Source organism: Kribbella turkmenica (assembly GCF_004348725.1).
GTDB classification, from domain to species: domain Bacteria; phylum Actinomycetota; class Actinomycetes; order Propionibacteriales; family Kribbellaceae; genus Kribbella; species Kribbella turkmenica.
The window spans coordinates 1-21,129 of record NZ_SMKR01000134.1; the positions used below are offsets into that span (position 1 = coordinate 1).

The 21,129-nt window shown below is 69.6% G+C and carries 16 protein-coding genes; 2 read left to right on the forward strand and 14 right to left on the reverse strand.

Annotation, left to right across the window (positions count from 1 at the left end; translation table 11 throughout):
- From E1218_RS26090 to E1218_RS26145, 12 genes are all read right to left on the reverse strand, one after another.
- A partial coding sequence (locus E1218_RS26090) for a response regulator transcription factor (RefSeq protein ID WP_132324643.1) occupies window positions 1-585 on the reverse strand: 585 nt, incomplete at its 3' end.
- Window positions 586-671: 86 nt separating this feature from the next.
- Window positions 672-2,636: a hypothetical protein gene (locus E1218_RS26095; RefSeq protein ID WP_132324645.1), complete on the reverse strand. Its 1,965-nt coding sequence runs from the start codon at window positions 2,634-2,636 to the stop codon at window positions 672-674.
- Complete coding sequence (locus E1218_RS26100; RefSeq protein WP_132324671.1) at window positions 2,633-3,244, reverse strand: PilW family protein; 612 nt, start codon at window positions 3,242-3,244, stop codon at window positions 2,633-2,635. Before E1218_RS26100 ends, E1218_RS26095 begins: the two co-directional genes overlap by 4 nt.
- A complete protein-coding gene (locus E1218_RS26105; protein ID WP_132324647.1) occupies window positions 3,241-3,681 on the reverse strand; it encodes a type IV pilus modification PilV family protein in 441 nt (146 codons plus the stop codon). Before E1218_RS26105 ends, E1218_RS26100 begins: the two co-directional genes overlap by 4 nt.
- Window positions 3,681-4,886: a type II secretion system F family protein gene (locus tag E1218_RS26110; RefSeq protein ID WP_132324649.1), complete on the reverse strand. Its 1,206-nt coding sequence runs from the start codon at window positions 4,884-4,886 to the stop codon at window positions 3,681-3,683. The genes E1218_RS26105 and E1218_RS26110 overlap by 1 nt, the downstream gene beginning before the upstream one ends.
- Complete coding sequence (locus E1218_RS26115) at window positions 4,883-6,481, reverse strand: GspE/PulE family protein (RefSeq protein WP_132324651.1); 1,599 nt, start codon at window positions 6,479-6,481, stop codon at window positions 4,883-4,885. Before E1218_RS26115 ends, E1218_RS26110 begins: the two co-directional genes overlap by 4 nt.
- The gene (locus E1218_RS26120) at window positions 6,481-7,590 is read right to left on the reverse strand and encodes a type IV pilus twitching motility protein PilT (protein ID WP_132324653.1); all 1,110 of its coding nucleotides are present in this window, start codon (window positions 7,588-7,590) and stop codon (window positions 6,481-6,483) included. The genes E1218_RS26115 and E1218_RS26120 overlap by 1 nt, the downstream gene beginning before the upstream one ends.
- 118 nt (window positions 7,591-7,708) lie before the next feature.
- Window positions 7,709-8,131 carry a type II secretion system protein gene (locus E1218_RS26125; RefSeq protein ID WP_132324655.1) on the reverse strand — a complete coding sequence of 141 codons (423 nt, stop codon included), beginning with the start codon at window positions 8,129-8,131 and terminating at the stop codon, window positions 7,709-7,711.
- Between the two features lie 242 nt (window positions 8,132-8,373).
- A complete protein-coding gene (locus tag E1218_RS26130; RefSeq protein ID WP_165949434.1) occupies window positions 8,374-10,152 on the reverse strand; it encodes a helix-turn-helix domain-containing protein in 1,779 nt (592 codons plus the stop codon).
- Window positions 10,153-10,218: 66 nt separating this feature from the next.
- Complete coding sequence (locus E1218_RS26135) at window positions 10,219-11,520, reverse strand: MFS transporter (RefSeq protein WP_132324657.1); 1,302 nt, start codon at window positions 11,518-11,520, stop codon at window positions 10,219-10,221.
- Between the two features lie 16 nt (window positions 11,521-11,536).
- Complete coding sequence (locus E1218_RS26140; RefSeq protein WP_132324659.1) at window positions 11,537-12,268, reverse strand: 3-hydroxybutyrate dehydrogenase; 732 nt, start codon at window positions 12,266-12,268, stop codon at window positions 11,537-11,539.
- Between the two features lie 80 nt (window positions 12,269-12,348).
- Window positions 12,349-14,610, reverse strand: a complete 2,262-nt coding sequence (locus tag E1218_RS26145; RefSeq protein ID WP_132324661.1) for a rhamnogalacturonan lyase — start codon at window positions 14,608-14,610, stop codon at window positions 12,349-12,351.
- A gap of 182 nt (window positions 14,611-14,792) precedes the next feature.
- On the opposite strand from E1218_RS26145, the gene E1218_RS26150 reads away from it, so the two are divergent.
- On the forward strand, window positions 14,793-17,054 hold the full coding sequence (locus E1218_RS26150; RefSeq protein WP_132324663.1) for an FdhF/YdeP family oxidoreductase: 2,262 nt from the start codon (window positions 14,793-14,795) through the stop codon (window positions 17,052-17,054).
- Here the strand turns inward: E1218_RS26150 and E1218_RS26155 are convergent.
- Window positions 17,029-18,207 carry an MFS transporter gene (locus tag E1218_RS26155; RefSeq protein WP_132324665.1) on the reverse strand — a complete coding sequence of 393 codons (1,179 nt, stop codon included), beginning with the start codon at window positions 18,205-18,207 and terminating at the stop codon, window positions 17,029-17,031. The genes E1218_RS26150 and E1218_RS26155 overlap by 26 nt on opposite strands.
- A 111-nt stretch (window positions 18,208-18,318) precedes the next feature.
- Between E1218_RS26155 and E1218_RS26160 the strand changes: the two genes are divergently transcribed.
- The gene (locus tag E1218_RS26160) at window positions 18,319-18,873 is read left to right on the forward strand and encodes a CGNR zinc finger domain-containing protein (RefSeq protein ID WP_233712473.1); all 555 of its coding nucleotides are present in this window, start codon (window positions 18,319-18,321) and stop codon (window positions 18,871-18,873) included.
- Window positions 18,874-18,906: 33 nt separating this feature from the next.
- Here the strand turns inward: E1218_RS26160 and E1218_RS26165 are convergent, their stop codons facing one another.
- Window positions 18,907-21,096: an MMPL family transporter gene (locus E1218_RS26165; RefSeq protein WP_132324669.1), complete on the reverse strand. Its 2,190-nt coding sequence runs from the start codon at window positions 21,094-21,096 to the stop codon at window positions 18,907-18,909.
- Window positions 21,097-21,129: the final 33 nt, after the last annotated feature.

Below are 21,129 nucleotides of genomic sequence, written 5' to 3' on the forward strand. Positions count from 1 at the left end.
GTTGGAGACTTCCAGTTTCTCGTAGAGGCGGGCTACGTAGGTCTTGGCGGTGGAGACGCTGACGGAGAGGGCCACCGCGATGGCTCGGACCGAGAGGCCCTGGCCGAGGAGTTCGAGGACCTGGGTCTCGCGAGGGCTGAGGAGAGTCGCCGCGGCCGGCTGGTCGCGGCGGGCCATGGCGGGGCCCAGCTCGGTGGCGGTGAACGAGGTGGGCGCGACGGCGGCGTGCCGGATGGCGGCGAGGATCTCGTGCGTAGGGGCGGTCTTCGCGACGAAGGCGGAGACTCCGGACTCGAGGGCCTGGAAGAGGACGTTGTCCTGGCCGTCGGGTGCGAGCAGGACGATGCCGAGGTCGGCGTACCGGTTGCGCAGGTCGCGGGCGGTGCGCAGGCCGTCGAAATCCGGCGGGGTGACGTCGAGGACGACGACGTTCGCCCGGGCGGACAGGACCATGCCGACCGCCTCGGCGCGGTGGCCGGTATCGCCGACGATCTCCAGGTCCGGTTCGTGATCGACGAGGCCGGCGAGGCCGTAGCGGACCAGTGTGTGGTCGTCGACGACGACGACCTTGACCAACTCGTTCATGGATCCCCCCGCGGACCAAACTACGCAGCGTGATGCCGTTGCGATAGGGCTGTTCGCCTCTGGCGCGGAAACTCGGCACAGAACCATCAGCCGGGCCGCCACCAGCCGAGGACCGTGACCGCCCGCCGTCCGGCGACCGGCGCGGTGGGGTCGGCGTCGATCAGCCCGATCCGGGCCTGCAGCGCCGGACGGCCGCCGGGTGCGCAGATCAGCGCGCCCGGACAGATGTACGCCGTGAGCTGGAGCCCGAAGGTGAAGGCCGGTGAATCGTCCGGTACGTCGATGGCCACACCGGACAGCGTTCCCGTTGCGGTGATCCGCAACGCACGAATCACCACACCTCCTCGGACCGCCGGCGCCGTACCCGGTCCGACAGTCAGGTCCAGTACGCCGTCAGGCGCGTAAACCGCGCCCTGGACGAACAGCCGGCCGGACGCCAGCGCACAAGCGCTTGAGTCACTGGGATACGGCCCCTCGGTCACGCACCCGTCCGCCGCTCGCAGGGCCGGCGGCGTGTACTCGAGCTCCAGGCTGACCGCATCGACGTCCTCGGTGTCGCCCGCCGTCGTCAGCCCGGCCGTCAGCGACACGCTCGCCCCGGTGAACGTCCCGCCGTACACCGCCCGTGCCAGCGAGCCAGTGCGATCCGGGTCGAGCGGAATGGTCTCGGTCCGGTACGCCGATCCACCCGGACCGCCTGTGACCGACGCGGTCAGCGGCGCACCGGATCCGACGTCGACCGACACGTCGAGCCGGTCCGTCGACCCGGGATCGCTGTGCCGGTGAGTAATCTTCAGAACAGCCGACTCGAGCACCGATCCAGCGGGAATGACAGCGGCCGGCGCGAACCCGTTGATGGTCACCGGAGCCGTGTCGACGGCGACCGAGCTCGTCCAGCGGGCAGCGACTCCGTCGACCGTGCTCAGCCTGGACGGCGTCGCGGTGAGGCCGAACTTGCTGACCGGCGAGACCGCGGACGGCTTCAGCGCACTCAGAGCGACCGACGACTCGGTTCCGCTGGTGAGCCCCCGCAGGGCGATCGGCAGTCTGGTCGGCGAGTAGCTGCCGCAGAGCTCCGCCTTGCCGCCCTTTATGTCCAGGCGGCTGTCACCGCCGAAGATGAACTGCACCCCGCCGGTCGAACCGCCGAGCGGGCTCGCGCAAGCGCCTGGAATGACCGTCGCACCGCCCGACAGCGTGCCGCCCACCAGATTGCCGCTGCCGACGGTCCAGACATTCTCACCGCTGTCCAGCAGCGGGTTCGTGGTGTTGTGGAAGTCGAAGTAGTACAGGCCTGGCGTGAACCACCACGTGCTGCCGCGACAGGCGCTGCCGCTCGACATCATCGCGGTCAGGCCGGCCGCGTCGTCGTAGTACCCGGGGAGAAAGGTGACGACCGAGTTCGGCGTCGTGCAGCCGGGCAGCGCGCGGTGGACCGGGGCGGTCGACAGCGGTGAGGGGTAGGCCGGGTCCTCGCCGCCAGGCAGGACCGTGAGGTTGCACAGCGGGTCTCCCAAGAGATCACCGAAGCAGCCGTCGCGCGCGGACACCGATCCCGTCGCACTCAGCTTCCCGGTGGCCACGTTGACGGTCGAGTTCGACGCGACGTCACCGTGGATCTGCAACACCGAGTCCGCCGGCTGGTCGACCGTCAGGCCGTCTTCACCCGGGATGCGCCCGAGCGTGAGGATGGCGTTGTCCGGCCGGTTGCAGTCGGAGCCGTCGCACTGCACGATCACCTGCTTCGGATCCGGTCGGCACGTCACTGCGGCGGAGTCGAGCCCGTTGAAGAGGACGAGCGACAGCGTGTCGGACAGCCCGAAACACCGCTGCCCGGACTCGCCGTTGTAGTTGCTGTTCCGCAGGTTGTTGATCGCGGCTTCCATCGCCCCATCCGCTGCGTACGCCGCCACCGTCTCCTGCCGGAGGCTCTTCGACACGCGCTGGGCGGCATCCGTCCTGGACAGCAGCGCGGCGAGTGCGGTCGCGACCACTGTGATCACGACGAGCACCAGCAACAACGACGATCCCCGCTCGTCCCGGCGTCTCACGTCTGCCTCCGCAGCCCGGTCAGGACGATCTCGTAGTCCCCCGTCGACGGCTTGTGCATGACGAACCGCAAGGTGATCCCGTCCGGTACGACGGCCGACGTGCACGTGGTCGAGCAGCTCACCTCGACGCTCCCCGGCTTCACGTTCGTCGCGATGCGTACGTCGGACGACGGCGTCGTATCCGGGCCGCGGCATTCAGTTCGTCGGAGTTCACCGGCAGCGCTCAGGTAGTAGGCCACGACCGCAGTACGTCGGACTGCCGAGGCGTCCCAGTAATCAGCCAGCAACCGGACCGCAGCCTCAGGGGCGGGGCCACACGTGTAACCACCGTCGGTGAACGCCGCATCCAGCTGGACCGACGGCTTGAACGGCAGCGAGCCGTCCGCGGCCACAGCACTGTAGTCGCGCAGTCCCACCGCAGCGACGTCACGCGAGAAGTACGTCGCCCCGAGCTGAGCGTCCTGTGCCATGTCGAGCCGATCCGACGTCGCACTCATCTGGCGCAGAGAATTGATCACCAGGTCCGCCAGCGCGAGCGACACGACGCCCATGAGGGTCATGGTGATCAGCAACTCGACCAGCGTGAATCCTTGCTCGTTGCGCCTCACGTGCACGGCGGATCCTCGAGCCGGCAGGGCTTTCGCAGTACGACGTCCAGCGTCTCGACCGCGCGACCGTCAGTACTGGCGACCGAGACCCGCACCCGCTGCAGCCCGCGGTCGGGCAGGCACAGCGGCAGCCACAACGCTCCGGTCCAGTACCGAACTGACCCGCTGACCACCTTCGCCGTGAAGCCGGCCGGGGACACGAAGCCCGGCACCACGTACGACGACGCCGTGGCACACGCGACGTAGTGGCCGTCGGCAACGTATCGCTGGAGCGCCTCGGCGTAGCTGCGGACCGTGGCGACCGCGGTGGCCTGTTTGCGCTGCACATCCGACATCAGCACCGTCGTCGTCAACCCGGACATCACCGCGACGATCGCCACACCCATCAGCGCGATCGCCATCACCAGTTCCAGCAGGCTCTCGCCACGCTCCCGCATCAGCCCTGCACCTGCCGGAAGATCCCGTACATCGCGGACACCAGCGCGATGGCGACGAAGCCGACCACCCCACCCATCAGCAAGATCACCGCCGGCTCGAACAGGCCGATCAGCTTCTTCAGCTTGTAGTCCAGCTCGCCCTCGTAGTACTGCGCGGTGACCTCGAGCTGACCGTCCAGCGTGCCGGTGTCCTCGCCGACCCGGAGCATCTGGGCGGCTGTGGCCGGGAACAGTCCGCTGGCGGCGAGCGGACGGGCCAGGCCCTCACCCTCAAGCATCGCCTCCATCACCCGTGCCAGCGACCGCCGGTACACGCGGTTCGGCAGCGAGCCGGTCGCCACCCGCAAGGCCTGGGGCAGTTGGACGCCCGCGCTGACCATCGACGACAGGATCCGGCAGAACCGTTCGACCAGAGCGAACCGGATCGTCGGCCCGATCACCGGCAGTGCGAGCACCAGCCGGTCGCGCAGGTAGCGGCCGGGCGTCGTCCTGAGCACGTGGACAAGCGCGAGGATGAGCACGCCCGCGCCGATCATCAGCGCCCACCACCAGCTGCTCAGGAACTCCGTGATGCCCAGCAGGATCCGGGTCGGCAGCGGCAGGGTCGCTCCCAGGCTGTCGAAGAACTCCCGGAACCTCGGCAGCACGAAGCCGGCCAGGACGACGAGAGTCACCAGCGACATCATCGCGACCACCGCCGGGTACATGGTGGCCTGCTTGACCCGCCGGCGGGCCTCGAGATCGCGTTCCAGGTAGTGCGCGAGCTGACCGAGGACGGTGTCGAGGCGGCCGCTCAGCTCGGCCGAGCGCAGGATGCCGCGGTAGAACTCCGGGAAGACCCGCGGATGCCGGTCGAAGCAGTCCGACAGCCGCTCCCCGTCGCGCAGGCCGTCCTCGACCTCCACCATCATCCGGCGAACCGACGAGTTCTCCGACTCGCGCCCGAGGCTGTGCACCGCCTCGGTCAGCGGCAGCCCGGCCGCGACGAACGCACCGAGTTGCCGGGTCAGGTGCATGACCTCCTCGCGCTTCACCCGGCGAGCGGTGATCTCCAGCTGCAGCAGGCCCGGTTTCTCGGTCAGCCGGATGTTGCGCAGCTCCCGCTCGTACAGCGCGAACTCGGCCTCCTCGCGGCTCTCGGCCCGGGTCGTACCGCGCTTGGCGCTCCCGTCGGCGTGGACCGCGACGTACGCGTATCTCGTCATCGCATCCCCACCGTGTAGATCGACCGGAGCACCTCGGCGACCGTGGTGACGCCTGCCTGCGCCAGCCGGGCGCCTTCCTGCTCCAGCGTCCGCATACCCTCGTAACAGGCGGCTTTGCGGATCTCGGCGAGCGGCGCGCGGTCCACGACCAGCTCGCGGATCGCGTCCGAGACCGGCATCAGCTCGTACACCCCGGTCCGCTCGAGGTAGCCGGTGCGCGCGCAGAAGTTGCAGCCCGCACCGCGGATCAGGCCGACGGCCGGGACCTCCGCCCCGGCGCCACGCAGGAACGCCCGTTCCGCGGCCGGCGGTTCGTAGTACTCGCGGCAGTTCTCGCAAATTGTGCGGATCAGCCGCTGCGAGATCACTGCATTCACCGAGGACGCGACCAGGAACGTCTCGATCCCCATGTCGAGCAGGCGGTGCAGCGCGGTCGCGGTGTCGGTGGCGTGCACCGAGGACAGCACCAGGTGGCCGGTCAGCGCGGACTGGACCGCCATCCGTGCTGTCTCGACGTCCCGGATCTCGCCGACCAGGATGACGTCGGGGTCCTGCCGCAGGATCGACCTCAGCCCGGTGGCGAAGGTGATCCCGGCCGCCTCGTTGATCTGGATCTGGTTGATCGAGCCGTAGCTGTACTCCACCGGGTCCTCGATCGTCATGATGTTGCGCTCGGGACTGTCGATCTCGCCGAGCGACCCGTACAGCGTGGTCGTCTTGCCGCTCCCGGTCGGCCCCGCGCAGATGACCATCCCGTACGGCGTCCGCAGCAGGCCGGCGTACTTCCCGGCGAGCTCCGGCGGCATCCCGAGCTGCTCGAGCCGGAACAGCGGCCGGCTCTTGTCGAGCAGCCGCAGGACCACCTTCTCCCCGCCGACGACAGCCGCGGTCGAGACCCGGATGTCGACCGCGCGGCCCTCGACCCGCATCCGGATCTGGCCGTCCTGGGAGCGCCGGCGTTCGATGATGTTGAGGTCGGCCAGCACCTTGATCCGGCTGGCGACGGCCGGCCCGATCGCACCCGGCAGGTCGAGCTGGTCCCGCAGTACGCCGTCGACGCGGAAGCGCACGCGGACGCGATCGTCGTGCGGCTCGATGTGGATGTCCGAGGCCCGGTCGCGCAGGCCCTGGGTGATGACCAGCTGGACCACCTGCACGACCGGCGCGTCCTCGTTCACCACGACCTCGTCGGCGGGCGACGTCGTACCGCGGGCCTGGAACTGCTTGAGCGGCTCGTCGATCGCGGCGAGCGCGCGGAACGTGTTGCCGATGGCGCGGACGATGTCTGACGGCGCCGCGAGCACGATCCGGACCGGACGGCCCAGCGCTTCCTCGACCCGCGCACCGGCCGCCGGATCCGCGAGCACCACGAGCACCGCGCCTTCACGAACCGCCAGCGGCAGCGCGGTCAGCGCCCGCGCCGTGTGCTCGTCGATCAGCGCCGTCGCCTCGGGCTCGGGCGTGATCGTCCACAGGTCGACGACCGGGATGCCGTGCCGCTCGGCCAGCAGTGCGGCGCCCAGTCGTTCGCTCCGCACGTCGACAGGCTCGCTCGGCGTCAGCGCCGGCGGCTTCCCCCATCCACGGTGCTTCATCACACCTGCCCCGCACCGGCGCGGACGGGGGGACCCGGCCTCGGCCGGAGTTCGATCTCCTTGGGGTACGAGCTGCGGGCACAGGCCTCCTCGACCGAGATCTCACCCGCCTGGACCAGCTCCGACAGGGACTGCTCCAGCGTGATCATGCCCTCGCGGCGGCCGGTGACGAGGGCGTTGCGCAACTGGTGCGTCTTGCCTTCCTTGATCAGGTTGCGGATGCCTGCGTTCGCGACCATCACCTCGAACGCGGCCACCAGACCGCCGCCCACCCGGGGAACCAGGCGCTGGTAAACCACCCCGCTGAGCGCGGCCGCGAGCTGGACCCGTACCTGGGACTGCTGCTCCGGCGGAAAGACATCGATGATCCGGGCCACCGACTGGGCGGTGTCGTTCGTGTGCAGGGTGGCGAAGACCAGGTGGCCGGTCTCGGCGATGGTCAGCGCGAACCGGATCGACTCCAGGTCTCGCATCTCACCGACCAGCAGGACGTCGGGGTCCTCGCGCAGGGCGGCCCGCAACGCGTCCGGGAACGACGCGGTGTCGCTGCCGACCTCGCGCTGGTTCACCGCCGAACGGCGGTGCTCGTGCACGTACTCGATCGGGTCCTCGATGGTGATGATGTGGCAGGCCCGGTCGGTGTTGATCTGGTGGATGACGGCGGCCAGCGTGGTCGACTTGCCGGAACCGGTCGGCCCGGTGACCAGGACGAGGCCCTGGTGCAGCCGGGCGAACCTACCGATCGCCGGCGGCAGGCCGAGCTCCGACATCGTCGGGATGCTGCGCGGGATGATTCGCAGCGCGAGGGCTGTGTCGCCGCGCTGGGTGAAGGCGTTGGCGCGGATCCGGGCGTTGTTCCGCCAGGAGAACGAGAAGTCGTGCTCGTACGTCGTCTGCCAGACGTTCGAGCGGTGTGGGTTGAGGATCTCGGTGAGCATCGCGTCGGTGTCGCGCCGGGTCAACGGCGTCCGGTCGGCGACCGGCCGCAGTACGCCGTGAACACGGAGCTGCGGGGCCATCCCGACGGTCAGGAGCAGGTCGGACCCTCCGGCGTTCCAGAGTTCTTCGAGCAACAGGTCCACCCGGCTACCGGGCACGGGAACTTTCATGGCGTCCCTTCGGCGAAGTCGTCGGACCCGGTACGGCGCGCGGGCGCCGTACTCCTGGTCCGCTGTCCGGCGGACGGACCGGCCCTCCTCCGAGCCGGTCCGCCCTTGAGGGGCGGGGTCAGGTGCAGGCGCCGGCCGCGGTGACCAGGCCGTTGACGCCGAGCGTGATGGTGTAGCCGTCGCCGGCCGGGCGGCTGCGCAGGAGCTGGTTGACGCCCACGGTGAGCTCGAGCCAGCCCGCGTCGCCGGGCGGCGGGTAGGTACCGTTCTTCGCGTAGTAGGCCTCGACGGCGACCTCGACGCTCTTCTTGTCCGTCCGGCAGGCGGCGGCGTTGCCGCGGTCCTGGATGCCGGCGACGGCGAACACGACGATCCCGGACAGGACGCCGAGGATGACGATGACGACCAGCAGCTCGATCAGGGTGAAACCGGAGTCGTTCCTCTTCCGTGCTCGCTGGAACCGGCGGTCCCGGTCGGCCACCAGCTGGTTGCGGGCATGGCGGACGGTCCGGGCGACGGTGGCCCGAAGGCGGAGGTTCATGGTGCTTCCTTTGCGAAATGCTCCGTCGGCGCGCGACGGATACGGGGTCTTCCAGGCGCGACAGCGCGGACGACCGGCTCAGCTCGACCCCTGTAAATCCAGCTGAGCAAGCCTCACATCCCCCCGGATGCCGCTGCTGACGCGTCAAAGACTCGTCTCCGCACGAGCCGCGTCACAGCGGGTGAACGCCCGACGCCCCTGTCCACCTGCCCGACACCTGTCCCCCAAACACCCGACAGGTTTCAGCCCAGGGTCGCCTGCAGCCGGAGCGCGACCTGGACGTCGAGAGCACAATCGGGATGCAACCAGCCGTCGCCGAGCAGGACGGTGATGCGGTCCAGACGTTGCTGGACCGTGTTCGGATGGACGTGCAGAGCCTCGGCTGCCCGGGTCGGGCTCTGGCCGGCCGCGAAGTACGCCCGGAGGGTGCCGGTCAGATCCGTACCGCGCTGAGCGTCGTACCCGATCACCGGACCGAGCACGTGGTCGACGTGCGCGGCGATGTCGGCGTGGTCGGCTCCGACGAGTCCTGCCAGGCCCAGATCGTCCGGCGTCGCGGCCTGACCCGTGCGGCCGAGTCGCTGCATCGTGGCGACCAGTCGGGCTGCTTGGCGATGTACTGCGATCAACTCGCTCCCCCAGGCCGCCGCGCCGGCGACGGCGATCGTCACGCCGGTCTGGCGGGCGACCACGGTCAGTTCGCCGGCGACCTTCACCCGGTCGGACGACGCGAACAGCAGCACCAGGTCGCCGGCGTACGGGCCGGTCAGCGTGAGCTTGTCCTCCAGCGGTGCGGTGAGTCTGGCGAGAACGCCGCTGTGGTCGCCTCTGCAAACCGCTACCACCAGACGGTCGAGGTGGCGGCTCGGCGCGATCAACCGGAGCCGATCGGTCAGGGTTCTCGGGTCGGCGCTGCCGCTGAGGGCGTCGGAGAGGAGGTCGGCTTGAGCGCGTTGGGACTGTTCGGCGGCTTGGCGGCGGAACAGCAGGACCAGTGCGGTGACGACCGCGGCGCGCTCGACGATGCGTCGGTCTGCGCCGGACAGGTCGTCGACGCCACCGATCACGAGTGCGCCCAGCCGCTCGCCCTTCGCGGTCGCGGCGACGACCCAGCAGTCGCCGATCCGCGTCAGCCGGCCGGACTCGGACTCCTGCCACGGTACGGCGGCCCGGCCGGGCGACCCGGCCACCGCAAGTTCGTTGCCTACGGCATCGACAAGGACGACCCAGACGTCCAGCAGTTCGGCCAGCGCGGCGGCGACCGCGTCGACGTCGCCGCCGGACAGGACGATGTCGGCGAACCGATCGTGGGCGGCGGCCGCGTGCTCGGTGCCGGCGTGCGCCTTCGACAGTTGGTCGAGGGCGGCCGCGGTCTCGGCGGCCGCCCGGACCTGGACGATCGTGACGGCAGCCAGCGCCGCGAGTGAGCCGAGCAGCGACACCTCCTCGCGGCTGAACGGCCGCCGCGTCCGGTTGGAGGCGAACAGCACGCCGACGAACGCTCCGTCGACGATGAGCGGCGTACCGAGGATGGCGACCAGTCCCTCCTCGCCCACCGCCTGGTCGATGTGAGTGGTGTGCCGGAAGCGCCGGTCGGACGGATAGTCCGCGGTCCAGTAGGGCTTGTGGGTCTCGGCGACCAGACCGCCGAGCCCTGCGCCGAGTGGCAGCCGGACCTGCTGGAACGCCGCCGACACAGAGCCGTCGGTCGCCCGCATGTAGGTGTCGCCGCGGGCGTCGTCGTACAAGGTCAGGTAGGCCACGTCCGTGCCGAGCAGGGTGCGTGCCCGATGAACGATGGTGTCGAGGACCCGGCCCGGGTCACGGGCCGAGGCGAGCTCGCGGGCCACGTCGACCAGGGTGGTCAGCTCGGCCTCACGCTTCTTGCTGGCGTCGATGCCGGCCCGGATCCGCAGCGCGAGCTCCCGGGCGACGGAGTCCTCCCCCGCCGCCCGGGCCAGTTCGCTTCCCGGGGCGTCCTCGGCCAGCAGCCGCAGCAGCTCCTCCACGGTGGTGATCATCCCACTTCTGGCTGTCTTCGGAATCCTGTCGGCTGTGGTCTCGAGGAGAAGAGAGTTGGAAGGGGATCAGAGGCTGGTGAGGTCCCGTTTGCGGGTTTCGGAGTACGACGTCACCGCGACGATCGAGATGACCGCGCAGGCGGCGACGTACACGGCGATCGCGTAGCCGGAGTCGTAAACCTTCAGCAGGGCCACCGCGATGAACGGCGCCAGGCCACCGGCGATGATCGAGGCCAGCTGGTAGCCCACCGACACACCGGAGTAGCGGACCCGGGTACCGAACAGTTCGGTGAAGAACGATGCCTGCGGCCCGTACATCGCGCCGTGCAGCACGAGTCCGACCGTCACCGCCAGTGTGGCGAGGACGAAGTTCTTCGTGTCCACCAGGGCCACGAAGACGAAGGCCCATACGCCCACACCGACCGCACCGATCAGGTACACCGGCTTCCGGCCGATCCGGTCGGACAGCGCACCCCACATCGGGATGGCGAAGAAGTGCACGGCCGCACCGATCAGTACGGCGTTGAGCGCGAAGGACTTGCCCAGTCCCAGCTGCTCCTTCGCGTACGTCGCGATGACGATCGTGAAGATGTAGTAGCTGACGTTCTCCGCCATCCGCGCACCCATCGCGGTCAGCACCTCACGCGGGTAGCGGCTGAGCACCTCGAGCAGCGGCAGCTTGTCGGTCGGCTGCTGGTTCGCCCGGGCCTCCTTGAACACCGGTGACTCCTCGATCCGCAACCGCACCCACAGACCGACCAGCACGAGTACGGCGGACAGCAGGAACGGAACGCGCCAGCCCCACGAGTTGAAGGCCTCGTCGGACTGGAACGCGGCCAGGCCGGCCAGTACGCCGTTCGCGATCAGCTGACCGGCGGGAGCGCCCGCCTGTGGCCAGGACGCCCAGAACCCACGTCGTGCCGGGTCACCATGCTCCGACACGATCAGTACGGCACCACCCCACTCACCACCGAGCGCGAAGCCCTGGACGAGTCGCAGCACGGTCAGCAGGACCGGAGCGAGCGCACCGACCTGTGCGTACGTCGGCAGCAGGCCGATGGCGAACGTCGCCAGACCCATCATCAGCAGGGACAGCACCAGCAGGTTCTTGCGGCCCAGGCGGTCCCCGAAGTGGCCGAACACCACCCCGCCGATCGGACGGGCGAAGAAGCCGACCGCGAAGGTGGCGAAGCTCAGCAGCGTCCCGGTGAGCTCCTCGCCCTCGGGAAAGAAGAGCTCGCCGAACACGACCGACGCGGCCACGCCGTACAGGAAGAAGTCGTACCACTCGACGGTCGTGCCGACGAGACTCGCGCCGACCACCCGGCCGATCGGCGTACGGGTTCGGACCGGTTGTGTTGCTGTCATGACGGGCTCTCCTGAGCTAGTGGGCGGTCCAGCCGCCGTCGAGTACGAACGAGCTCCCCGTGATGGAGGCGGAGGCCGGGCCGCACAGCACCGCGACCAGCTCCGCCACTTCGTCCGGCTCGATCAGCCGCTTCACCGCGACCGGTTCGAGCATGACCTTCTCCAGCACCTCTGACTCGGTCAGGCCGTGAGTGGCCGCCTGATCCGCCAGCTGGGCCGTGACGAGCGGCGTACGGACGTAGGCCGGGTTCACACAGTTGCTGGTCACCCCGTGCGCCGCACCCTCCAGTGCGACCACTTTGCTGAGTCCTTCCAGCCCGTGCTTCGCAGCGACGTACGCCGCCTTGAACGGGCTGGCCCGCAGGCCGTGCACCGAGCTGATGTTGATCACCCGGCCCCACCCGCGGCCGTACATGTGCGGCAGGGTCTGACGGATCAGCCGGAACGGCGACTCGAGCATCAGCCGGACGATGTAGCCGAAACGCTCGGGCGGGAACTGCTCGATCGGTGCGACCTGCTGGACGCCGGCGTTGTTGACCAGGATGTCCACGTCCGCCGGCAGGTCCGCCAGCCGGTCGAGGTCGGCGAGGTCGGCCACCACCGTCTGGACGCCCTCGAGCATGGCGAGCTGGTCCCGGTCATGGTCGACCGCGACCACCTGTACGCCGTCGGCCGCCAGCCGCCGCGCGCACGCGGCGCCGATGCCGGACGCAGCTCCGGTGACCAGGGCTCGACGTGGGGTAGCCATGCCGGAACCCTAGGAATCCGGCCGACTCCCAGCTATGGGATGGGAGCACACAAGTGCCCGCACCCACATATCGTCCCGTGCTACCGGTGCAGTGGGACCTTCGACCAGTCCGTGTCGGAGGCGAGGTAGAAGCCCGGGTACGACGGCTGGTTGTACGCCGTGTTCTGCCGCGCCACCTCGGCCCGGTACTGCGGGTCGTGCATCAGCGTGTACAGCTTCCGGTCGGTCACCTCGGTGCTCAGGTAGATCCGGATCGCGCTGCTGTCCGCCGTACGCACCAGCAACTCCTCCCGCCAGTCGCCGAACACGTCCGCGACCAGCGACGGGTTGCCCTTCGTGCCGTTGTTCGTCAGCGTGCCGGTGGCTTCGAGCAGGGTGCCGCGCTGCCAGTCCTTGATCGTCGGTGTGACCGCGCCGGCACCGTCGACGATCTGGGTGGTCCCGTCGGCGGCCCACCGGATGCTCTGGTTCGTCCCTGGCTGAGCTGCGCCCAGGCCATCGCCGTCCGCTGTGCGCAGACGCATCGCCCACGTCTCCAGGCCGGGTTCGCTCGGCACGATGTCACCGACCATGCCGCGTCCGGTGTCCCGGCCGGAGTACTCGCCGTAGATCACCTCACCGGTCTTCGCGTCCCGCAACGCGTAGCCGTACGGCGCGAACCTCCCGCCCTCGTGCACCGTGAAGATCTCCAGCCCCGGCCGCCGCGGATCGATGTCGGTCACGTGCATCGCGTCGCCGTGTCCGAGCCGGGCGACCGCCCCGGGGTCCGCGCTGCCGGGTGGCAGAACGTCGGCCGAGCTGTAGAGCACGCTGCCGTCGTCGTCGATGGTCGCCGCGCCGTACACGATCTCCTGCCGGCCGTCGCCGTCCACGTCGGAGGCGCTGAGCGAGTGGAACCCTTGCGTCGTGATCGAGCCGTACTCGGGGTCGGTGCCGTCCCGGCCGTGCGGACTGTCGTTGAACGGGTTCGTCATCGGCGTCCAGCCGCTGTCGACGAACCACCGCGTGGTGATCCGCCGGCCGTTCCAGTCGTACGCCGCCATCGTCGTACGGGTGTAGTAGCCGCGGGCGAAGACCGCGGACGGGCGGGAGCCGTCGAGGTACGCGACGCCGGCCAGGAAGCGGTCGACCCGGTTGCCGGGCTCGATCCGCGCCATCGCGTAGTCGCCCCACCGGAGCCCGTCGTCGGTCCGGCCGGGCCGGTAGCGGACGGTCTCGAGCTCCCGGCCGCTGCGGCCCTCGAAGACGGTGAGGTACTCCGGCCCGCTGACGATGAAGCCTTCGAACGCACGCAGCTGGTTGCGCGTACTGCGACTGGGCGCGTAGGCGTCCATGAAGTAGTCGACCAGTGCGGACGCGTCCGCGTGCGACAGCGGGTACTCGTACCGCGGCTCGATACCGAAAGCCGCCTCCAGCGTCGACGGCCACTGACCGCTGACCACCTCCGGCTGACGGTGCCACTGCTGGAACAGGTCGACCAGATGGTCGTAGTAGCCGGTGGCGCTGACCCGGTAGTCGTCCTGGTCAGAGAACCCGGCCCGTCGGTCCGCAGCGGGCATGGTGACGTAGCGCTCGGACTTCACCCGGCCGTCCCGGTGATAGGTGATCACCTTGGTGCCCGGCGCGGTCTTGATCATCATCTCCGAGCGGCCGTCGCCGTCGAAGTCGTACACGAGGAACTGGGTGTAGTGCGCACCCGCGCGGATGTTCACCCCGAGGTCGAGCCGGTACAGCAACGTGCCGTCGGCCTCGTACGTGTCGAGGTAGACGTTGCCGGTGTAGCCGACCTGGGACACGTCCTTGGCGTTGGAGGGGTTCCAGAGCACGACATACTCGTACTGCCCGTCGCCGTCCACGTCGCCGAGGCTCATGTCGTTCGCCGAGTAGGTGTACGCCTCACCTCTCGGCGTCACACCGTCTGCCGGCTTGCGGAGCGGCAGTTCGGTGTAGCCGGCCGCCCACGGCGACACGGAGTCGCTGCGATCCGCTTCGCGGCCCTTCACCACCGACACGACCCGGTAGCGCGAGCTCGGTGAACCCGATCGGTCCAGGTAGTTCGTGCTGTCGGTGACGGTCGCGATCCACTTCCCGTCGCGGTAGACGTCGAAGCCCGCGCCGGTCAGACCGTGGTCGCCGGCGCCGGTGGCCTCCTGGCCGAGCAGTCGCCAGCTGAGGAACACACCCTCGGTCGTCGTGGTCGCGACCAGGCCGCGATCGAGGCGTTCCATCCGGGGCGGGCCGTCGGCCGGGGCGGGACCGGCGGAGGCGGACGTCGTGCCGCCGAGTGCGGTCACGGTGGCGAGGACAACGGCGGCGAGGCACCGACTCCGGGAGCTGGACATGGGCGGATCCTTGGCGAGGATGGCAAACGCTTTCCCAGGCACGGTAGGACGGTGCGCGCGCACTGTCGAGGGATCTGTCCGCTACCGGCCGCCGGAACCGGTGGCGATAGCCGGCAGCAACTGGCACACAGGCGACATCTATCAACCCGACCTCGACTGATAGCTCGAACTATGGTTGAAACATGGTCGATATCGAGCAGCCGAAGAAGAAGGCCGCCGGCGTCCCCGCCGTGGTCTCGTCGTTCAGGTTCGGTTTCCGCGAGATGGGGCCGGTCCGGACCGGCAAGGTCTTCCTGAAGATGAACCAGGACGGCGGTTTCGACTGCCCGTCCTGTGCCTGGCCCGATCCGGACCACAAGCGCAAACACGCGGCCGAGTTCTGCGAGAACGGCGCCAAGGCGGTGGCCTGGGAGGCGACCCGCAAACGGGTTCCGCGCGACTTCTTCGCCGGCCACTCGGTCGACCAGCTGAACCAGATCTCGGAGTACGAGCTCGGCAAGGCCGGCCGGATCACCGAGCCGATGCTGCTCCGGGCCGGCGCCACCCACTACGAACCCGTCGGCTGGGACGAGGCGTTCCAGGTGGTCGCCCGGCACCTCGCCGGACTCACCGACCCCGACGACGCGGTCTTCTACACCTCCGGCCGGACCAGCAACGAGGCCGCGTTCCTCTACCAGCTCTTCGTCCGCGCCTACGGCACCAACAACCTGCCCGACTGCTCGAACATGTGCCACGAGTCCTCCGGTACGGCGCTGTCGCGGGTGGTCGGCAGCGGCAAGGGCGCGGTCACGCTGGAGATGCTGGAAGAGTCCGAGCTGATCGTCGTCGTCGGCCAGAACCCGGGCACCAACGCGCCGCGGATGCTCAGCCACCTCGAGCTCGCCAAACGCAACGGCGCCGAGATCGTCTCGGTCAACCCGCTGCCCGAGCCGGGCCTGATGAACTTCAAGAACCCGCAACGCCCGAGCGGCTGGGTCGGCAAGGGTACGACGCTCGCCGACCAGCACCTGCAGATCCGGATCGGCGGCGACCAGGCGCTGTTCCTCGCCGTCGGCCACCTTCTGCTCGAGGCCGAGGCGGCGAACCCGGGCACCGTGCTGGACAAGGAGTTCGTCGAGTCGCACACCAGCGGCTTCGAGCTGTACGCGAAGCACAACGCCGAGCTCGACTGGGCCGCGGTCGAGCTGGCCACCGGGTTGCGGCGTACGGAGATCGAGGAGTTCACCCAGCGGTTCATCAGGTCCAAGGCGACGGTGATCTGCTGGGCGATGGGGCTGACGCAGCACCGCGAGGCGGTCGCCACGATCAGCGAGATCGTCAACGTGCTGCTCCTGCAGGGAAACATCGGCAAGCCCGGTGCCGGCCCGTGCCCGGTGCGCGGCCACTCGAACGTCCAGGGCGACCGCAGCATGGGCATCTGGGAGAAGATGCCGGACGCGTTCCTGGACAAGCTCGACCGCGAGTTCGCCGTCACCTCGCCACGCAAGCACGGTGTCGACGCGGCCGAGACGGTGAAGCGGCTGCGGGACGGGAGGGTCCGGGTGTTCTTCGCGATGGGCGGCAACTTCGCGTCCGCGACGCCGGACACCGAGGTCGTGCATCGCGGCCTGCGGCAGTGCGACCTGACCGTGCAGGTGTCGACCAAGCTCAACCGGTCGCACACGGTCGTCGGCCGGGAAGCACTCATCCTGCCGACGCTCGGGCGGACCGACCACGACCACACTGCGGCCGGTCCGCAGTCGGTCACGGTCGAGGACTCCCAGGGCGCGGTGCACCTGTCCACCGGCAACCTGATTCCGCCCGGACCGGAGCTGAAGTCCGAGATCGGCATCATCTGCGGGCTGGCGCAGGCCGTCGTACCGTCGGTGGGCGAGATCCCCTGGGCCGACTTCGCCACCGACTACAGCCTGATCCGGCAGCGCATCGGTCGGGTGGCCGACGGGTACGAGGACTTCGAGGACCGGCTGCGGGCGAACGGCGGCGGCTTCCTGCTGGCGCACGCCGCCCGGGACCGGCGCGAGTTCCGGACCTCCGACGCGAAGGCGCAGTTCACCGCGAACGACCTGAGCTGGCTGCCGACCGAGCCGGGCCGGCTGCTGCTGCAGACGATGCGCAGCCACGATCAGTTCAACACCACGATCTACGGGCTGGAGGACCGCTACCGCGGCGTGCACGGGAGCCGCGAGGTCGTGTTCGTGAACCCGGACGACCTGGCCGAGCTCGGCCTCCAGGACGGGGAGTACGTCGACATCGTCAGCGAGTTCGCCGGCGTCGAGCGACGGGCGTCCGGGTTCCGGCTGGTCTCTTTCCCGACCGCGCGCGGGTGTGTCGCGGCGTACTACCCGGAGACCAACGTGCTGATGTCGGCCGACGACGTGGCCAAGGGCAGCAACACCCCGGTAGCCAAGGGGCTGACGGTCAGGCTGGAGCCAGTCTCGTCCTGAACCATGGCTGAAGCCCGGCCAGTGCGGCGGCGACCGCGGCTGTGGAAAGCCACAGCCCGGCGGGTCCGAACGATTCGAGCAGCCGGGTGACGGTCAGCGGCGCGATCGCGGTCGCGATGCCCCAGCTGAGGCCGAAGACCGCCAGATAGCGACCGCGGGCATGGTCGGGCGCGAGGCCCGAGGCCAAGGTGAGGTAGCGGGTCAGCAGGAACAGCTCGCCGAGGCTCCAGAGGACTGCGGCTGCCAGGAAGACGATGAGGGTGTGTGCGAACGCGCTGACCACCAGGCCGACGCCGACCAGGACGTAGCCGATCGTCAGGGCTCTGAAGTCGTCCAGGTGCTGCAGTCGGAGCAGGCGCTGGGCGACGATCATGGTGACGGCCGAGACGGCGAGGACGAAGCCGGCGCCGTACTCCGGCAGTCCTTGTTCGAGCAGCGTGAGCGGGATGCCGATGACCAGCTGCATGTAGATGGTCGCGAAGACCGTGCCGCTCGCGAGCAGCAGGAGCAGCCGGCGGTCTCGCCAGACCTTCGCGCCCGCCACTCGCCCGCGGTCTCGGCGTCCATCGGCCGGGAGCGCGCGGGCGACCAGAACGGCGCACGCCGTGCAGGTGACCGCGTCTGCGACGAACAACCAGCGCAGATCCCAATGGCTCAACGCTGCCGCGAGTAGGCCGGCCAGCACTCCGGCGGCCGCCATCGCGGCGCTCAGCAGACCGTACGCCGCTGGTCGATCGACCGCGTCCGTGACGTCGGCGATCGTCGCCTGACTGGGTGGTTCGTAGATCTCGAAGACCAGGCCGAGCAGGAGCGTGGCGAGGACGGCAGACCAGAGCTCACCGGAGACGGCGATCCAGGTCTGCGCGACGGCGCACCCGACCAGGCCCAGCACGATCGTGCGGCGGCGGCCGAGGCGGTCCGCCAACTGCCCGCCGAGCAGCCGCGACGGAATCGTCGCCACCCCGAACAACGCCAGAATCAGGCCGGTCTGCCCCAACGACGCCCCGAACTCGACAGTCAGCACGACCCCGAGGAACGGCAGCGTGAACGCACCGATCCGATTGACCGCCCGGGCCATGACCAGCACCCACACGGTGGGAGACAGTCCTCGCCAGGGCGAGCCCGGCACCCGGCCGACTGTTGCGGTGGACATGGCCGCCTCCTCCTGCGTGACTGTTCAAAGCGGTATGGTTAGTCACGCGAGGTCGACTGTACGGAGAGAGTTGTGACTGGTCAAGTGTCTTTTGATAGTCACGCGCGTAGCGTGCTGGCTGCTGCCGTGGAGTACGTGAACCGGCTGACGCCCGGCTACTCCGGCGGCTCCCCCGTCGGCGCGCCGACGGACGAGTCACAGGCCGTCGCCGACGCGCTGGCGGCGATCGGCTACCCGCAGGCCGCGGTACGGCGCGCTGACGCACGACGGCTGACGGACCTCGCGGCCCGGATGCGGATCGTCTTCGAGGCGGCCCATTCAGGCGACCTCGATCGGGCCGCGACGGAGGTCAACGCGCTTCTGCTCGACACCAACGCCCGCCCGCAGCTGGACCGCGGCGGGGACCGCCCCTGGAGCCTGCACTTCCACGGCCCGAACGACGAACTCGCCAACGGCTGGGCGGCCGGCTGCGCGGCCGGTCTGGCGATCGCACTCGGCAGTGACCTCGCCGGCCGCCTCGGCGTCTGCGCCGCTCCGCAGTGCGACCGCGTCTTCGTCGACGTCTCCCGCAACGCCCAACGCCGCTTCTGCTCCTCCCAATGCCAGAGCCGCGTGAAGGCGGCTACCCACCGGGCCCGGCAGAACCCGACGGGCGCCCCACCGTGATCCGGTGGAGCGCTCGTAGGTGTTGCCAGGGTGTCAGCCGACCGGGGTGAGCTCGCGCTCCTCCTCGCGCGGGGCGGGCGGGGCCGCGTGCTTGGCAGGGCGGCCGCGGAGCCACTTGGGCGCCCACCAGTTGGCGTTGCCGAGCAGGATCATGATGCTCGGCAGGACCACCGCCCGGATGATCGTCGCGTCGATCAGGATCGCGACCGCCAGGCCGACGCCCAGCTGCTTCATGTCCAGCGTGCTCAGCGTCGCGAAGACCGCGAACACCCCGATCATCACCGCGGCCGCGCTGGTGACCACGCCCGCCGAGCCGGTGATGCCCTCGGCAACGGCCTGCCGGGTCGGCACGCCGCGCTGCACCGCCTCGCGGATCCGGCTGACCACGAACACGTGGTAGTCCATCGACAGACCGAACAGCACCACGAAGAGGAACAACGGCAGCCAGGAGACGACCGCGCCGTTCGAGCGGAAGTCGAGGATGCCCTCGGCCCAGGTGTTCTGGAAGACCGCCGTCACCACCCCGTACGCCGCGCCCGCGCTCAGCACGTTCAGGAAGATCGCGGTCAGGGCGACCACCACGGACCGGAACGTCACCATCATCACGATCATCGTCAGCAGCAGCACGAACCCGATCACCAGCGGCAGCTTCGACTTCGTGTGGGCCGCGTAGTCGACGTCCGCGGCCACAAAGCCGCCGACGGCGTACTCGACACCCGGAACCTTGCCGACGGTCTCCGGCATCAGTTCGCTGCGCAGCTTCGTCAGCGAGTCACGCGCCTCCTGACTACCACCCTCGTACGGCGTCGCGACCTCCACGACCGTGACCGTGCCGTCCTTGGAGACGCGCGGCTCCTCGAGACCGTCCTGCGCGTAGAGGTCGTCGCTCTGGGTGAGCTTGCTCAGCTCGGCCAGAGCAGCCTTCACGGCTGGCTGCTGGTTGGCCGGAGCGCGGACGGCGACCTCGTGGCTGGTACCCGTGCTCGGGAACGCGGCCGTCAGCCGGTCGTACGCCTGCATCACCGCGGTGTCGCGCGGCAGGTCCTCGGTGCCCGGGAACTTCAGGGTCATTCCCAGCGCGGGCGAGGCGACCGCCAGCAGCGCCGTGACGGAGACCAGCAGAGTGGCGATCGGGTGCTTCAACGCGGGCTTCAGCACCGCCGGCCAGAACTTCGGCTGCCCCTTGCTCGCGGTCAGCCGCCAGACGAACGGGATCCGCGGGCGGTCCACCCAGCGACCGAGCTTCGCCAGTACGGCGGGCAGGACGGTCAGCGAACCGACGACGGCCACCGCGACGACCAGGATCGAGCCGACCGCGAAGGACGAGAACACCGCGTCCCGGGCCAGGAACAACCCGGCCATCGAGATGATCACCGCCGTACCGGAGACGACGACGGCGTGTCCCGACGTGGCCGCGGCGACCTCGACCGCGTCCACATGACCGCGGCCCTTGGCCCGTTCCTCCCGTTCCCGGCGCAGGTAGAACAGCGAGTAGTCGACGCCGACCGCCATCCCGATCAGCAGGATCACGCTGTTCACCGCGTCGACCGCGGGGACGAGCTGCGACGCCGCCGACGACAACCCGATCGCCGCGGCGACCGCCGACAGCGCGAGCAGCAGCGGCACCGACGCCGCGATGAGTGCGCCGAACGCGATCAGCAGGATCGCCAGCGTCACCGGCAGGCTGAACATCTCCGCGCGCTTGAAGTCCTCGCCGAGAGTCTCGTCCAGTGCCTTGCCGATGGACAGGCCGCCGACCTCCTCGATCCGGAGGTCCGGGTACTGCTGCTGGACCTGGGCCGTGGTGTCGAGCAGCGGCTGTACGCGGTTGTCGTCCTCGCCGTCCTTCAGGGTAGCCCTGACGATCAGGGCGTCGTTGTCCGGCGACGGCATCGGCTGAGCGACCTCCGCGACCCCACCGAGGGCGCGCATCCGCTGGATCACGACACCGGCCGCCTTGGTCGCCTCGGCCTGGTCGAGCTGTCCGGACGGCGAGGTGATCAGCACGCTCTCCACGTCCGGGTCGGCGAAGTCACCGGACTTGACGATGTTGTCGGCCCGGGTCACCTCGCCGATGTCCCCGTCTCCGTCGGACTCCTTGGTGCCGGTCGCGGAGCCGAGTGCGAAGCACGCGATCACGACGACCACCCACATCGCGATCGCCCGCCACGGATGGGTGGCACTCCAGCGCGCCATCCGCACCGTGATCTGTCCCCTGGCCATACCTTCCCTACCCCTCTGCGCCCCCTCCGGCGC

Excerpts from the sequence above, each read along its gene's own strand:
- E1218_RS26140 (WP_132324659.1), bottom strand. The coding sequence starts at position 12,268 with ATGGCTACCCCACGTCGAGCCCTGGTCACCGGAGCTGCGTCCGGCATC.
- E1218_RS26120 (WP_132324653.1), bottom strand. The coding sequence starts at position 7,590 with ATGAAAGTTCCCGTGCCCGGTAGCCGGGTGGACCTGTTGCTCGAAGAA.
- E1218_RS26145 (WP_132324661.1), bottom strand. The coding sequence starts at position 14,610 with ATGTCCAGCTCCCGGAGTCGGTGCCTCGCCGCCGTTGTCCTCGCCACC.
- E1218_RS26130 (WP_165949434.1), bottom strand. The coding sequence starts at position 10,152 with ATGATCACCACCGTGGAGGAGCTGCTGCGGCTGCTGGCCGAGGACGCC.
- E1218_RS26135 (WP_132324657.1), bottom strand. The coding sequence starts at position 11,520 with ATGACAGCAACACAACCGGTCCGAACCCGTACGCCGATCGGCCGGGTG.
- E1218_RS26155 (WP_132324665.1), bottom strand. The coding sequence starts at position 18,207 with ATGTCCACCGCAACAGTCGGCCGGGTGCCGGGCTCGCCCTGGCGAGGA.
- E1218_RS26150 (WP_132324663.1), top strand. The coding sequence starts at position 14,793 with ATGGTCGATATCGAGCAGCCGAAGAAGAAGGCCGCCGGCGTCCCCGCC.
- E1218_RS26115 (WP_132324651.1), bottom strand. The coding sequence starts at position 6,481 with ATGAAGCACCGTGGATGGGGGAAGCCGCCGGCGCTGACGCCGAGCGAG.
- E1218_RS26125 (WP_132324655.1), bottom strand. The coding sequence starts at position 8,131 with ATGAACCTCCGCCTTCGGGCCACCGTCGCCCGGACCGTCCGCCATGCC.
- E1218_RS26165 (WP_132324669.1), bottom strand. The coding sequence starts at position 21,096 with ATGGCCAGGGGACAGATCACGGTGCGGATGGCGCGCTGGAGTGCCACC.
- E1218_RS26105 (WP_132324647.1), bottom strand. The coding sequence starts at position 3,681 with ATGCGGGAGCGTGGCGAGAGCCTGCTGGAACTGGTGATGGCGATCGCG.
- E1218_RS26110 (WP_132324649.1), bottom strand. The coding sequence starts at position 4,886 with ATGACGAGATACGCGTACGTCGCGGTCCACGCCGACGGGAGCGCCAAG.